This window comes from Bradyrhizobium diversitatis (genome assembly GCF_016031635.1).
In the GTDB taxonomy this organism is placed as follows: domain Bacteria; phylum Pseudomonadota; class Alphaproteobacteria; order Rhizobiales; family Xanthobacteraceae; genus Bradyrhizobium; species Bradyrhizobium diversitatis.
Genome location: NZ_JACEGD010000015.1, coordinates 163,140 through 177,093, shown reverse-complemented (window position 1 = coordinate 177,093; position 13,954 = coordinate 163,140). Strand labels below are relative to the sequence as shown.

The following is a 13,954-nucleotide window of genomic DNA, read 5'->3' as shown; positions in this document are numbered from 1 at the left end:
CGCTGACCCGGCGCATTTTCTTTCATGTCAACCTATCGTCTGAACAACCTGCTATCGCCGCGCTCGGTCGCGCTCGTCGGGGCGAGCGCCCGTTCGGGGTCCGTGGGACGTGCCGTTCTGGAGAACATTCGCAAGGTTGGATTCAAGGGGCAGTTTGGCCTCGTCAATCCGCGCCATGCCGAGATCGGCGGCGTCGCGGCGGTGAAGAGCCTGGACAGGCTGGACTTCGTGCCCGAACTCGTGGTCATCACCGCCCCCGCGGGCGAGATTCCAGGCATTGTCGACCAGGCCGGGCGTCTCGGGTCTGCGGGCGCACTGATCGTCTCGGCCGGGCTCGGCCAGGGACCGGGATCGCTGCACGAAGCCACAAGCACTGCTGCCCGAAAACACGGCATGCGCCTGATCGGCCCAAACTGCCTCGGCATCATGATGCCCGGCGTCAGCCTGAATGCCAGTTTCGCCGCGCACATGCCGGGGGCGGGTAACCTCGCGCTGATCTCGCAATCGGGCGCAATTGCCGCCGGCATGGTCGATTGGGCTGCGCAGCGCGGCGTCGGATTCTCCGGCATCGTCTCGATCGGCGATCAGATCGACGTCGATATTGCCGATCTGCTCGACCATTTCGCGATGGATCACAAGACCCGCGCGATCCTGCTCTACATCGAGGCCATCAAGGACGCGCGCAAGTTCATGTCGGCGGCGCGCGCCGCCGCGCGCGTGAAGCCCGTCGTCGTGGTGAAATCCGGCCGCATGGCGCAGGGCGCGAAGGCGGCTGCCACGCACACCGGTGCGCTCGCCGGCGCCGACGCCGTCTACGACGCGGCGTTCCGCCGCGCGGGTGTCCTGCGGGTCTCCGATCTGCGTGAGCTGTTCGATTGTGCCGAGACGCTCGGCCGTGTCGAATCGCCGACGGGAAAGCGTCTCGCCATCCTGACCAACGGTGGCGGCATCGGCGTCCTTGCTATCGATCGATTGGTCGAACTCGGAGGAATTCCGGCAACCATCTCGGCTGAAGCGCGCAAGAAGCTCGATGCAGCGCTGCCGCCGACCTGGTCCGGTGCGAATCCCGTCGACATCGTGGGCGATGCCGACGCCTCGCGCTATGCGGTGGCGCTGGAGGAACTGCTGGCCGATCGTGACAACGACGCAGTCCTGGTCCTCAACGTGCAAACGGCGATCGCCTCGGCCGCCGAGATCGCCACGACCGTGACGGAGCTCGTCAGAAGATATCGCGAGCAGCACCGCAGCTGGGCGAAGCCCGTATTGGCGGCCTGGGTTGGAGCCGATCAGCACATCATCCAGACACTCTCCAGCGCCGGTGTGCCGAACTATCCGACCGAGGACGACGCCGTGCGCGGCTTCATGTATCTGGTCCGGCACCGCGAGGTGGTGGAGGAGCTGAGCCAGGTTCCTCCGGCGATGCCTGATACCTTCGTTCCGGACGCCCGGGGAGCGAGGCAGATCGTCACCGCCGCGGTCGCGGATGGCCGTGAATGGCTCGAACCTGTCGAGATCAAGCACCTGCTCGAAGCCTATGACATCGCGATGGTGCCGACCTATGCGGCGACCGATGTCGAGCAGGCGGTTGCCTATGCGAACGACATCTTCGCACAGGGCGACACCGTCGTGCTGAAGATCATGTCGCGGGACATCGTCCACAAATCCGACGTCGGCGGCGTCGTTCTCAACCTGACCACGCCTGAAGCAGTGCGAGTGGCCGCCACGGGCATCATCGCGCGCGCGAAAAAGCTGCGTCCGGAGGCGCGCATCGGCGGCGTCATCGTCCAGGCGATGGTCGTCAAGGCAAAAGCGCGCGAGCTTATCCTTGGCCTCGCCGACGATCCGACCTTCGGCACGGTCGTCGTTTTCGGCCGGGGCGGGACGGCGGTGGAGATCATCAATGACAAGGCGCTTGCGCTGCCGCCGCTCGATCTGCAGCTGGCCCGCGACCTGATCGAGCGCACGCGCGTGTCGCGGCTGCTCCGCGCTTACCGGGACGTGCCGGCTGTGAAGCTGGACGCAGTCGCCATGGTGCTGGTCAAGCTCGCGCAGATGGCGGCCGACATTCCCGAGATCCGCGAATTCGACATCAATCCGCTGCTGGCGGACGAATCCGGCGTGACCGCGGTCGATGCCCGCGTTGCGGTCGGGCCGCCGCAGCGGAAGTTTGTCGGCTCCGGCCCGGCCAATTTCGCCGTTCGCGCCTATCCGTCGCAATGGGAGCGCCGCCTCGAGCTCAAGGACGACTGGCACATCTTCGTGCGGCCCATGCGGCCCGAGGACGAGCCGATCATCCACGAATTCCTGGGCCACGTCACCCCGCATGACCTTCGTCTGCGGTTCTTCGCACCGATGAAGGAATTCACCCACGAATTCATCGCACGCCTGACCCAGCTCGACTATGCGCGCGCGATGGCCTTCATCGCATTCGACGAGGCCACCGGCGAAATGGTCGGCGTCGTCCGGCTCCATTCGGACTCGATCTACGAGAGCGGCGAATACGCGATCCTGCTACGGTCCGATCTCAAGGGCAGGGGGCTCGGCTGGGCGCTCATGCAGCTGATCATCGACTATGCGCGGTCGGAAGGACTGAAGGCCATATCGGGCGACGTGCTCCAGGAGAACACCGTGATGCTCGACATGTGCCGGCAGCTCGGTTTCGAGGTCAAGCCGGATCCGTCCGAGCCCGACCTTTGCGACGTCAAGTTGAAGCTTTGAGCGTGCGCTGGAGCGCGTCAGCGCAAGGTGCGGGCTTCAGGAGCGCGCTTCGGCCGATGTCGCATCGGCGGACGCCTTGGCCGGCGTCCGCAGGTTCTTGATGATGATTGCGATCAGCGGCAGCAGCACCGGCACGATCGTGCTGAGCGGATGATGCACCGCGCCCGACACCTGGGCCTGGAGCGCGCGCGCCTCGAGCTGGAGGGCTTCGATCGAGGCGCCGTGAATTTCGTTGGCGAGCTCGATGTCACGTCCCGACGGAGCGCGGCCGGCGATCACGAAGAGAACGGCCGCGATGACAAAATTGACGGCGCCGAGGATCGCAGCTGCGGCAATTGCGCTCCAGATCTGCACCAGCGCGAAATAGGCGGACAATTCCAGCATCAGGAGCCCGAACGCGGCGATCAGCGCCGCGAAGGCGCGCAGGCCGAGGCCGATCAGCAGATGGCGCAGCCTGATGTCCGCGATGATCCTGTCGGTACGCCACAGCACGCGCAGATGTTTGACGACGTTCTCGGTATTCACCTAGTGTCTCCTGAACATGAAGCCGACAACCACGCCCAGCGCGAAGGCGGAGGCGAGCGATGTGATCGGACGCTCCGCAACGAGGCCCTGAAGCTGCTCCTGCTCTTGTTCGACGGTCTCGCCGAGTTCGGTGAGCGCGGCCCTGATCTGATCGGCGAGTGCGTCGGCGCGGTCTTTCGAGCTCTCGAACAACTCCTCGCCGGCGGTGCTCAGCAGACGTGTGACGTCGACCTTCAGCGCCCGCAGTTCTTCGCCCATCCTGTTACTGTCGAACATGGATCTGGTATCCTCGTTAAATCGAGGCAAGTCTAAGACCCACCGTGCGACCGCGCTTGATTTGCGTCAAGGGGCAGGGCGTGTTCGGGTCTTGAGACAGGTCAAACCGGCCGCCACATGCTAGCCTAGAAATGCCGGCTGAATGGGGACCGATTGTCCCGATGAGGTGGAAGCGTGAACCACGAACCGCTGCTGCTCGCGACGCCGTCCGGCGACGAGCTGAAATTGCGCCCTGAAGGGCCCTGGACTGCCGCCAATGTGATGACGCTCGAAACTTTGTCCCGGTCGGTTGGAGGCGACGTCGACCGGTCGCGCGTCGTAACCCTGGACATGTCGGGCATCAGCGCGCTCGACACGCTCGGCGCCTGGGTCCTTGAAAAGCTGTCGCGCAGGGCCGCATCGTCAGGCAGATCGGCCGAATTCGTCGGCGTCGCCGACCATTTCAGCGGGCTGATGGACGAGGTGCGCCAGGTCAACCGCCACACGCCGGCCCCGGCGCCTGCGCCCAATCCGGTCCTGGCGAGGCTGGGCGATCTCGGCAAATCCACGGTCGGGTCGCGGGAAGACATCACGATCTTCCTCCAGATGCTCGGCGCATTGTTCATGGCCGTGATCGGCGTGCTGCGCCGGCCGCGTTCGCTGCGGCTGACGTCGCTGGTCTATCAGCTCTACCGAATCGGGTGGCAGGCAATCCCCATCGTCGCGCTGATCACCTTCCTGATCGGCGCCATTATCGCGCAGCAGGGCTTTTTCCACTTCCGCAGATTCGGCGCGGAGTCGTATACGGTCGACATGGTCGGCATCCTGGTGCTGCGTGAGCTTGGCGTGCTGATCGTCGCCATCATGGTCGCGGGCCGGTCGGGAAGCGCCTACACCGCCGAGCTCGGCTCGATGAAGATGCGCGAGGAGATCGACGCGCTCTCAACCATGGGGCTCGATCCCGTCGACGTCCTGATCCTGCCGCGCGTCGCGGCCCTGGTCATTGCCCTGCCGATCCTCACCTTCATCGGATCCATTGCCGCGCTCTATGGCGGCGGCCTTGTTGCCCAGTTCTATGGCGACATGGGACCGGCGATCTACATCGCTCGGTTGCATGAGGCCATCTCGGTCACCCACTTCGAGGTGGGCATCCTGAAGGCGCCATTCATGGCGCTGGTGATCGGGATCGTGGCCTGTAGCGAGGGATTACGCGTCAAGGGCAGCGCCGAGTCGCTGGGGCGGCAGACCACGACGTCGGTCGTGAAGTCGATCTTCCTCGTCATCGTGCTCGACGGCCTGTTCGCTGTCTTCTTTGCCTCGATCGGAATGTGACGATGGACGGACCGCAAGACGAGTTCGCGATTCGTGTCCGTGACCTCGTGGTCGGCTTCGGTCGTCAGACCGTGCTCGACCATCTGTCGCTCGACGTTCGCCGGGGCGAGATCCTTGGGCTCGTGGGGGCGTCCGGCGGCGGCAAGTCGGTGCTGATGCGCACCATCATCGGCCTCATCCCGCGTCGCGGCGGGACCATCGAGGTCATGGGGCAGTCCGCCGGCGGCGACGGTCGAGGCGCAGCGATGGCGTGGGGCATCCTATTCCAGCAGGGTGCACTGTTCTCCTCGCTGACGGTGCGCCAGAACGTCCAGTTTCCGCTCCGTGAGAATCTCGTCCTGTCGCAGGAGCTGATGGACGAGATCGCGATCGCCAAGCTCGAAATGGTCGGCCTGCGCGCCGAGGATGCCGACAAATATCCGGCGGAGCTGTCCGGCGGCATGACCAAGCGCGTGGCGCTGGCGCGCGCGCTCGCACTCGATCCGCCGATCCTGTTCCTGGACGAGCCGACCTCGGGTCTCGATCCGATCGCCGCCGGCGATTTCGACGTGCTGATCAAGACGCTGCAAAGGACGCTGGAGCTCACTGTGTTCATGGTGACCCATGACCTCGCGAGCCTGACCACGGTCTGTGACCGCGTCGCCGCGCTCGCCGACGGCAAGATCGTGGCGATCGGCCCGATGCGCGAATTGCTGCAATCCGAGCATCCCTGGGTGCGCGCCTATTTCCACGGCAAGCGCTCGCAGATGCTGCAACACGAGATGAGATGAGAGATGGAAACCCGCGCTCCCTACGTGCTGATCGGCAGTTTCGTGCTGGCCGCGATCCTCGCGGTGTTCGGCTTCGTCTATTGGCTGAACAACACCGGCGGCATCGGGCCGCGCACGAACTACCACGTGCAATTCCAGGGACCGGTGCCCGGCCTTCTGGTCGGCGCCGGCGTGCTGTTCAACGGCATTCGCGTCGGAGAGGTGACCCAGCTCGGGCTCGCGCCGGACAACCCGCGCTTTGTCAATGCGACGATCTCGGTTGCCACCGCGACGCCGGTCCGCTCCGACACCAGGGTTGGTCTCGAATTCCAGGGCCTCACCGGTGTGCCGGTGGTGACGCTGGAGGGCGGCGTCATCGTCGCCAAATCCGGCGAACCCTTGACCCTGATCGCGGAGGCCGGCGCCGGCCAGAGCATGACGCAGGCGGCGCGCGACGCGCTGCGGCGGGTCGACACGGTGCTGCAGGACAATTCCGGCCCGCTGAAGGACACCATTGCGAATTTCAAGACCTTCTCCGACGGGCTCGCCCGCAACACCGGCAAGATCGACGGGATTCTGGCGGGCCTCGAGAAGATGACCGGCGGCGGCACGCCCGCGCAGAAGGTCACCTACGACCTGCGCACGCCGCAGAACCTCGGCCCGGCCGGCAAGACGCTGGCCGCTTCACTGGCGATTCCCGAGCCGACGGCGGTCGCAATGCTGCAGACCCAGCGGATGCTTTTCGCGCCCGCCGGGGACAGGCCGGGCTTTGGGGATTTCCTCTGGGCCGACAGCATTCCGAAACTGGTGCAGGCGCGCCTGATCGACAGCTTCGAGAACTACGACATCGCCCACGCCCCGCTGCGCACGTCGGACCTCGGGCAGGCGGATTACCAGCTCCTGATCGATATCCGGCGCTTCCGGATCGCCACGGAGGGTGAGGCACGGGCCGAGATCGGACTGTCGGCGCGGATCGTCGACAAGAACGGCAAGGTGATCGCCTCGCGCCTCATTGAGACCAGCGAGAAGCTCGACAAGGTCGAGCCGGCCGCGGCCGTCGCCGCCTTCGATGCGGCCTTCGCGCGCATCGTAAAGGAGCTGATCGGTTGGACCGTGCAGGCGGTGTGAGGCCGACTATTCCAGCGTCTTCAGGTAGGATAGGAGATCGTGGATCTGGTCCGGATTGAGCTCGAAGACCGGCATGTCGGCATGACCAGTGTAGATGCCCTCGGCCAGCGCCTCGCCAAGGCTGTCGATCGGATAACGGCGATGCAGGGTGCGCAACGGAGGCGCGATCTCGACCGGGCTCTTGGAGACGCGGTCGATGGCGTGACAGCGGGCGCAATTGGCCCGAGCAAAGGCCTTGCCGCGCTGTTCGGCGGTCGGGGCCGCCAGCGCAGGCGTAACCAGAAGCAGCCCAATCAGGCCGTGACGCAGCGCGCTTTGCAGCATGGAAGGTGATCCCGTCGAACCGTGGGCGCAGAATAAGACGGGGATGCCACTCAAATTTGATCTGAGTCAATCGGCTGTGGCGCGATGCAGTAAAATGCAGCCGCGCGGTGGACTCGGTCTGGTGTCGGGGACAGCCGGCGCGAGGAGCGGTGGATGAAGCCTTCCGTGGTCACGATTGAGCCGAACGGACATTTCTGCGACGATTGCGCCGTGCGCGGGGCTGCGGTTTGTTCGTCGCTGGATGCGGCCGAGCTCAGGGAATTCGAGCATCTCGGCCGCCGTGTCCATTTTGGCTCGGGCGAGACCGTGTTCTCCGAGGAGGAGATCACGACCTCATTCTACAACGTTCTCGAAGGCGTCATGCGGCTGTACAAGCTGCTGCCCGACGGCCGGCGGCAGATCGTCGGCTTTGCCTTGCCCGGTGACTTCCTGGGGATGAATCTGTCCGGCCGGCACAACTTCTCGGCCGATGCGATCGGTGCGGTGACCGTGTGCCAATTCGCAAAGGCGTCCTTCAGCCGTTTCATCGAGGATCGGCCGCAGCTGCTCAGGCGAATCAACGAGCTGGCCATTCGCGAGTTGAGCCAGGCTCGCGACCATATGGTCCTGCTCGGCCGACGCTCGGCCGACGAGAAGGTCGCGACCTTTCTGCTCGGCTGGCGCGAGCGGCTGGTCACGCTCAAGGGCCTCTCCGACACGGTATCGCTTCCGATGAGCCGTCAGGACATCGCGGATTATCTCGGCCTGACCATCGAAACAGTCAGTCGCACCTTCACCAAGCTGGAGCGTCAGGGCGTGATCGAGATCATCCACGGCGGCATCAGCCTGCTCGATCCGGCTCGCGTCGAGGCCATGGCTGCGGCCTGACCTCCTGTCCACAACGCCCCAGGGCATTTGATCCCGATCAATGACGCCGGCCGTGCGCAGCAAAACAATGTTGCAAACAATCCGGGAGGAGCATGATGCCTGCTGACGCATTGCTGGTGACCATCGCCGTCGTCGCGATCTTCGTCGCATTCGCCGCGGTTCTGGCTTGGGCAGACCGTCAAACCAGCGCGGGCCGGCTCGATCCGGATACCAAGCGCTGAAGCTGAAGCGCCTCGGTCTTCGTCCGCTTCCGGCGTGTCGACCGCCGACCCTTGCCAGGCCGGCGGTGAGCCTCGGCGGCAGCTCGACGCAACCACAGCCTGTGCTGCCTGCAACTCTGCGTCAGCCGAGACGCATCCATGCATCCTTCGGATGTGAATTCTGGCCGTACCACGTCCTTTTGGTGGCATTTACCTCGAATCCCGCGCGTGCTTTCCGGTTGAAAAGCCTGATAACGTTGACTACGCAGGAACCTAGTGCCTCGTAGTCTTAGGAGCCCCGCGGCGTGCCTCAGGACAAGATCGGCGATCCCCGACAGTCGGCGGGCAGCAAATTATCGGTCCTGCGCAAGCACCCGATCTTCGCGGATCTGGAGCCGGAAGCGCTCGATCAGCTCTGCCGCTACGCCAAGCACACCACCGTCAAGCGCGGCGCGACGATCGCCGCCAAGGGCGATCCCGGCAACAGCCTGTTCGCGGTGGTCGCGGGGACAGTCAAGATTTCCTCCTCATCGCCCGATGGGCGGAACGCCATTCTCAATCTGATCGGCCCGGGAGAAATCTTTGGCGAGATCGCGGTGCTCGACGGCGCTCCCAGGTCGGCGGACGCGACCGCCAACACCAACTGCGAGCTCTACGTCATCGATCGCCGGGACTTCCTGCCCTTCGTCAAGAGCCAGCCGGCGCTGGCGATGAAATTCATCGAGCTGCTGTGCGCTCGTCTGCGCTGGACCAGCCAGCAGGTCGAGCAGGTGATCCTCCAGAATCTGCCGGGCCGGCTCGCGAGTGCGCTGCTCGGCCTCACCGAGGAGCGCAAGCTCGATTCCGGCAGCGGCACGCTCGCCATCACGCAGCAGGAAATCAGCGAGATGGTGGGAATGACGCGCGAGAGCATCAACAAGCAATTGCGCGTCTGGGCCGGACGTAACTGGGTTCGCCTCGAGCACGGCGCCATCGTGGTGCTGGATACGGACGCGCTGCGCGAGCTCGCCGAGAGCGGCCTCGACGACGACTGACGCCGCTGACCTAGTCGTCGATGATGGCGACCGCGCGGGTCCAGCCCGCGGACGCGCGCTCGATCTTCACCGGAAAGCACGAGATCGTGAATCCGGTCGATGGCAGCTGGTCGAGATTGTGCAGCTTCTCGAGATGGCAATAGCCGATGTGCCGTCCCGCCTTGTGGCCTTCCCAGATCAGGCTGGCATCTTTCGTTTCGGCATACCTCCGCGCGGTGTGGACGAACGGCGCGTCCCAGCTCCAGCCGTCGGTGCCCGTCAGCCGCACGCCGCGTTCGAGCAGGTACATGGTGGCTTCATAGCCCATGCCGCAGCCGGAATTGACGTAGTCGGCCCTTCCGAACTTCGCGCCGGCGCTGGTGTTGACGACGACGATCTCCAGCGGCGACAGCGTATGCCCGATGCGCTTCAGCTCCGTCTCGACGTCGGCCGCACTTGCCACGTAGCCGTCGGGCAGATGCCGGAAGTCGAGCTTCACGCCGGGCTGCAGGCACCATTCGAGCGGTACCTCGTCGATCGTCCATGACCGCCCGCCGCGGTTCATGGTCGGATGGAAGTGCCAGGGCGCATCGAGATGCGTCCCGTTGTGGGTCGACAGCGAGACCTGCTCGACGGCCCAGCCCTGACCATCGGGCAGATCCTGCGCCTTGAGGCCGTCGAAGAACTGCAGCATGCGCGGCAGCCCCTGCTGGTGATCGATATACTGGATCGCCGGGTGATTGCCCGGCGGATCGGCGGTCACGTCATTTGCGAGCGGCACCGAGATATCGATCAGCTTCCGCGGCATGGGCATTCCTCGAGACGGTCCGAAAACCCCGGCATCTTGAGGGGCCTCCATTGGTTGGGTCAAGTCACGTGCCGGCGACGTCAACGCGGTCCATCGCCTCCATGGATTGCGCAGATCGATGCAACTCTTGCATTGATCGATGCCGGATTTGGCTTGGACAGAGAATGCCGCCCGCCCTAGGGACGACATTGGCGCTTGACTTCACACCGGAAGGGGAGCGACCCAAGGCGGCCGAGCGTCTGCCCCGACAACGACATAATCAATCCAGGAGGAAAGCCCAGATGAAGACACTCGCCGGCATCATCACAGCCGTTGCACTGGCGGTTTCAGCGCCCCTGGCGACCGCACGCGACCTCCGTTCCGCCGACATTCACCCCGCCGACTATCCGACCGTCGAGGCCGTCAAGTTCATGGGCAAGCAGCTCGCGGCGGCGAGCGGAGGCAAGCTCGGCGTGAAGGTGTTTCCGAACGGCGCCCTGGGTTCCGAAAAGGACACGATCGAGCAGCTCAAGATCGGCGCGCTCGACATGATGCGGATCAACGCGTCGCCGCTCAACAACTTCGTGCCTGAGACCATCGCGTTGTGCCTGCCCTTCGTCTTCCGGGATACGCAGCACATGCGCACCGTCCTCGACGGGCCGATCGGCGACGCGATCCTGGCGGCGATGGAGCCCGCGGGATTGGTGGGGCTTGCCTATTACGACAGCGGCGCCCGATCCATTTACACCGTGAAGGCGCCGGTCAAGTCGCTTGCTGATCTGAAGGGTTTGAAGATTCGCGTCCAGCAGTCCGATCTGTGGGTCGGCATGATCCAGAGCCTCGGCGCCAACCCGACGCCGATGCCGTATGGCGAGGTCTACACCGCGCTCAAGACAGGCCTCGTGGACGCTGCCGAGAACAACTGGCCGTCCTACGAATCCTCGCGTCACTTCGAGGCTGCCAAGTTCTACAACATCACCGAGCACTCCCTCGCTCCGGAAGTCCTCGTGATCTCGAAGAAGGTCTGGGACACGCTGAGCAAGGACGATCAGGCCATGATCCGCAAGGCGGCCAAGGAATCGGTCCCCGTCATGCGCAAGCTCTGGGACGAGCGTGAGCAGGCCTCCCGCAAGACCGTCGAGGCCGCCGGCGTTCAGGTCGTCACGATCGCCAACAAGGCGGAATTCGTCGATGCGATGAAGCCGGTGTACCAGAAGTTCGCCGGCGACGAGAAGCTCCAGAGCCTCGTCAAGCGTATCCAGGACACGAAGTAAGACACGGCGGCGACCGGGTCCGGCGTCGCCGCGCGGCGGCACTGGACTCCGCATGGAGGCGCGGGATGACAGACCCACACGTCGCAAGCCACGAGCAGGGCGCCGTGGCCGCACGCCCGTCCACCGGCCTGCTGTCGCGGATCAACGCCCCCGTTGCGCGCGTGGGGATGTATCTGTCGGTGACCGGGCTGCTCGTCATCGTCACGATCGTCTTCTACCAGGTGTTCGGTCGTTACGTGCTCAACTCCAGCCCGACCTGGACGGAGAACCTGGCGCTGGTCCTGATCCTCTACGTCACGCTGATCGGCGCCGCCGTGGGCGTGCGCGATGCCGGGCACATCGGCATGGACAGTCTGCTGGTCATGCTTCCGGATCACGTGCGGGAGAAGATCGAGATCGTGATCCACGTTCTGGTCGCCGTATTCGGCATTGCGATGGCCTATAACGGCTGGATCCTCGGCGCGTCGGTCGGCACCGTGAAGATTCCCAATCTCGGTCTGCCTGAAGTCATCCGCTACGTGCCGCTGATCGCTTCCGGCGTCCTGATCCTCTCCTTTTCCATCGAGCACATCATCGCTCTCCTGCGCGGCGAAGAGGTCGTGCCCTCATGGAACTGATCATCCTCGGCGCCACCTTCTTCGGCTTTCTGATCCTCGGCGTCCCTGTCGCCTTTGCGATCGGCCTGTCGGCGATCTGCACCATCCTCTACGAGGGCCTGCCGGTCGCCGTCATCTTCCAGCAGATGATGTCGGGGATGAACATCTTCTCCTTCCTCGCCATTCCGTTCTTCGTCTTCAGCGGTGAGCTGATGCTGCATGGCGGTGTCGCCGACAAGATCGTGCAACTCGCCAAGAACCTTGTCGGACACATCCGCGGCGGGCTCGGCATGTCGAACGTGGTCGCCTGTACGCTGTTCGGCGGCGTCTCCGGCTCGCCCGTGGCCGACGTGTCGGCGATGGGCGCGGTGATGATCCCGATGATGAAGAAGGAAGGTTTCGACACCGACTACGCCGTCAACGTCACCACCCACGCCTCGCTCGTGGGTGCGCTGATGCCGACCAGCCACAACATGATCATCTATGCGCTGGCTGCCGGCGGCAAGGTCTCGATCGGCGCGCTGATCGCCGCCGGTCTGCTGCCGGCGCTGGTGCTGATGGTGTGCATGCTGGTCGCCGCCTACGCAGTCGCGGTGAAGCGCGGCTATCCCGCCGGCAAGTTTCCGGGCTGGCGCGAGGTTTTCCGCTCGCTCGCGGCCGCGCTGCCGGGCCTTCTGATCGTCGGCATCATCCTTGCGGGCATCCTGTCCGGCGTCTTCACGGCAACTGAGTCGGCGGCCATCGCAGTCACCTACACGATCCTGCTGACCTTCTTCATCTACCGCACCATGACCTTGCAGAACTTCCTGCGGGCCGCGGCCAAGGCAGTGAAAACGACAGGCGTGGTGCTGCTGCTGATCGGCGTCTCCACGATGTTCCAGTACCTGATGGGACTCTACGAGGTTGCCGACCTCGCCGGCGAAATGATGAGCAAGGTCTCCACGCAGCCCTGGGTGATCTTCCTGCTCATCAACGTCATCCTGTTCGTGCTCGGCACGTTCATGGACATGGCGGCGACCATCCTGATCTGCACACCGATCTTCCTGCCGATCGCGATGAAGGCGGGCATGGATCCCGTGCAGTTCGGCATGCTGATGCTGATAAACTGCGCCCTCGGACTCAACACGCCTCCGGTTGGGACCACGCAGTTCGTCGGCTGTGCCATCGGCGGCATCTCGGTCGGTGCCGTGATGCGCACCATCCTGCCGTTCTATGCCGCGCTGATCGCAGCACTGATGTTCGTGACCTATGTCCCTGCATTCTCGCTGTGGCTGCCGCGCCTCTTGATGGGCTACAAGGGCTAGCAGTACCAGGGAGAAGCCATCAGTGACCGACTATCGCAAGCTCTTCGATCTCACCGGCAAGACGGCCGTGGTGCTCGGCGCCGCCTCGGGCATCGGCAAATCGTCGGCCGAGGCGCTGGCCGGGCTCGGCGCCCGCGTCGTCTGCGCCGATCGCGCGCTTGACGCTGCGGAGGCGACCGCCGCCGGCATTCGCGACAAGGGCGGCTGGGCGGAGGCGGCTGGCTGCGACGCCGCGAGTGCTGCGGAGGTCAACGCGCTCGCCAGAACCGTGATGCAGAAGTTTCCGCGGCTCGACATCGCCGTGACGACGCCCGGGCTCAACATCCGCAAGACCATCCTCGACTATACCGAGGAGGATCTCGACCGCGTCCTCAACCTCAACGTCAAGGGCACGGTCTGGTTCTTCCAGGCCTTCGGCCGCATCATGGTCGAGCAGAAGGGCGGCAGCATCATCGCCTGCTCCTCGGTGCGCGCGGTCACCATCGAGCCGGGCCTCGGCGTCTACGGTTCGACCAAGGCAGCGATCGGCCTGCTGGTGAAGGGCTTTGCCTCCGAGGTCGGCCACGCCGGCGTGCGCGTCAACGCGATTGCGCCGAGCATCGCCGAGACCGCGCTGACCGGCCCGTTCAAGCAGCGTCCCGACATCTACGATCTCTACGCCCGCCACACCGTGTTCAACCGCTGGAGCAGCGCCGACGAGGTCGCCACCGCGGTGGCCTATCTTGCCTCGGATGCCGCGAGCTATGTCAGCGGCAGCACACTGTTCGTCGACGGCGGCTGGACGGCGGTCGACGGCCCACCGACTGGTCTCACCCAACTGCACAAATAGGGAAGGAAGGCATTCGCTTCTCGCCGTAGAGCTGGCGGCACGCGCCTCTCGGG

15 protein-coding genes are annotated in these 13,954 nt (G+C 64.8%); 11 read left to right on the top strand and 4 right to left on the bottom strand.

Features of this window, described 5'->3' with window-relative positions; all coding sequences use genetic code 11:
- Nucleotides 1-24 precede the first annotated feature (24 nt).
- Nucleotides 25-2,718 carry a bifunctional acetate--CoA ligase family protein/GNAT family N-acetyltransferase gene (locus H1B27_RS18045; protein WP_197966964.1) on the top strand — a complete coding sequence of 898 codons (2,694 nt, stop codon included), beginning with the start codon at nt 25-27 and terminating at the stop codon, nt 2,716-2,718.
- Between the two features lie 36 nt (nt 2,719-2,754).
- On the opposite strand, the gene H1B27_RS18040 is transcribed toward H1B27_RS18045, so the two are convergent.
- Together H1B27_RS18040 and H1B27_RS18035 are read right to left on the bottom strand one after the other, a co-directional pair.
- A complete protein-coding gene (locus H1B27_RS18040) occupies nt 2,755-3,243 on the bottom strand; it encodes a phage holin family protein (protein ID WP_061877934.1) in 489 nt (162 codons plus the stop codon).
- On the bottom strand, nt 3,244-3,519 hold the full coding sequence (locus tag H1B27_RS18035) for a hypothetical protein (RefSeq protein WP_197966963.1): 276 nt from the start codon (nt 3,517-3,519) through the stop codon (nt 3,244-3,246).
- A gap of 174 nt (nt 3,520-3,693) precedes the next feature.
- Here H1B27_RS18035 and H1B27_RS18030 point away from each other — a divergent pair, with 174 nt between their 5' ends.
- The 3 genes from H1B27_RS18030 to H1B27_RS18020 are packed head-to-tail and all read left to right on the top strand — an operon-like array spanning nt 3,694 to nt 6,707.
- Nucleotides 3,694-4,830 (top strand): ABC transporter permease, encoded by a 1,137-nt coding sequence (locus tag H1B27_RS18030; protein ID WP_061877936.1) that lies wholly within the window; start codon nt 3,694-3,696, stop codon nt 4,828-4,830.
- A 2-nt stretch (nt 4,831-4,832) separates the two neighbouring features.
- Complete coding sequence (locus H1B27_RS18025; RefSeq protein WP_061877937.1) at nt 4,833-5,600, top strand: ABC transporter ATP-binding protein; 768 nt, start codon at nt 4,833-4,835, stop codon at nt 5,598-5,600.
- Nucleotides 5,601-5,603: 3 nt separating this feature from the next.
- Nucleotides 5,604-6,707 (top strand): ABC-type transport auxiliary lipoprotein family protein, encoded by a 1,104-nt coding sequence (locus tag H1B27_RS18020; protein ID WP_197966962.1) that lies wholly within the window; start codon nt 5,604-5,606, stop codon nt 6,705-6,707.
- Nucleotides 6,708-6,713: 6 nt separating this feature from the next.
- Here H1B27_RS18020 and H1B27_RS18015 read toward each other — a convergent pair whose 3' ends face one another.
- The gene (locus tag H1B27_RS18015) at nt 6,714-7,031 is read right to left on the bottom strand and encodes a c-type cytochrome (RefSeq protein ID WP_061877939.1); all 318 of its coding nucleotides are present in this window, start codon (nt 7,029-7,031) and stop codon (nt 6,714-6,716) included.
- A gap of 153 nt (nt 7,032-7,184) precedes the next feature.
- Here H1B27_RS18015 and H1B27_RS18010 point away from each other — a divergent pair, with 153 nt between their 5' ends.
- From H1B27_RS18010 to H1B27_RS18005, 3 genes are all read left to right on the top strand, one after another.
- Nucleotides 7,185-7,898 carry a helix-turn-helix domain-containing protein gene (locus tag H1B27_RS18010; protein WP_061877940.1) on the top strand — a complete coding sequence of 238 codons (714 nt, stop codon included), beginning with the start codon at nt 7,185-7,187 and terminating at the stop codon, nt 7,896-7,898.
- Nucleotides 7,899-7,990: 92 nt separating this feature from the next.
- Nucleotides 7,991-8,119 carry a hypothetical protein gene (locus H1B27_RS40820; protein WP_283817006.1) on the top strand — a complete coding sequence of 43 codons (129 nt, stop codon included), beginning with the start codon at nt 7,991-7,993 and terminating at the stop codon, nt 8,117-8,119.
- Nucleotides 8,120-8,403: 284 nt separating this feature from the next.
- Nucleotides 8,404-9,132 carry a Crp/Fnr family transcriptional regulator gene (locus H1B27_RS18005; protein WP_061877941.1) on the top strand — a complete coding sequence of 243 codons (729 nt, stop codon included), beginning with the start codon at nt 8,404-8,406 and terminating at the stop codon, nt 9,130-9,132.
- Between the two features lie 10 nt (nt 9,133-9,142).
- Here H1B27_RS18005 and H1B27_RS18000 read toward each other — a convergent pair whose 3' ends face one another.
- Nucleotides 9,143-9,919 (bottom strand): cyclase family protein, encoded by a 777-nt coding sequence (locus tag H1B27_RS18000; protein ID WP_197966961.1) that lies wholly within the window; start codon nt 9,917-9,919, stop codon nt 9,143-9,145.
- A 281-nt stretch (nt 9,920-10,200) separates the two neighbouring features.
- On the opposite strand from H1B27_RS18000, the gene H1B27_RS17995 reads away from it, so the two are divergent.
- From H1B27_RS17995 to H1B27_RS17980, 4 genes are all read left to right on the top strand, one after another.
- A complete protein-coding gene (locus H1B27_RS17995) occupies nt 10,201-11,172 on the top strand; it encodes a TRAP transporter substrate-binding protein (RefSeq protein WP_197966960.1) in 972 nt (323 codons plus the stop codon).
- 65 nt (nt 11,173-11,237) lie between these two features.
- Nucleotides 11,238-11,789, top strand: a complete 552-nt coding sequence (locus H1B27_RS17990; protein WP_197966959.1) for a TRAP transporter small permease — start codon at nt 11,238-11,240, stop codon at nt 11,787-11,789.
- The gene (locus H1B27_RS17985; protein WP_197966958.1) at nt 11,780-13,072 is read left to right on the top strand and encodes a TRAP transporter large permease; all 1,293 of its coding nucleotides are present in this window, start codon (nt 11,780-11,782) and stop codon (nt 13,070-13,072) included. The genes H1B27_RS17990 and H1B27_RS17985 overlap by 10 nt, the downstream gene beginning before the upstream one ends.
- 22 nt (nt 13,073-13,094) lie before the next feature.
- Entirely contained in the window at nt 13,095-13,901 is an 807-nt protein-coding gene (locus tag H1B27_RS17980; RefSeq protein ID WP_061877946.1) for an SDR family NAD(P)-dependent oxidoreductase, read from the top strand.
- The last annotated feature ends 53 nt before the right edge of the window (nt 13,902-13,954 follow it).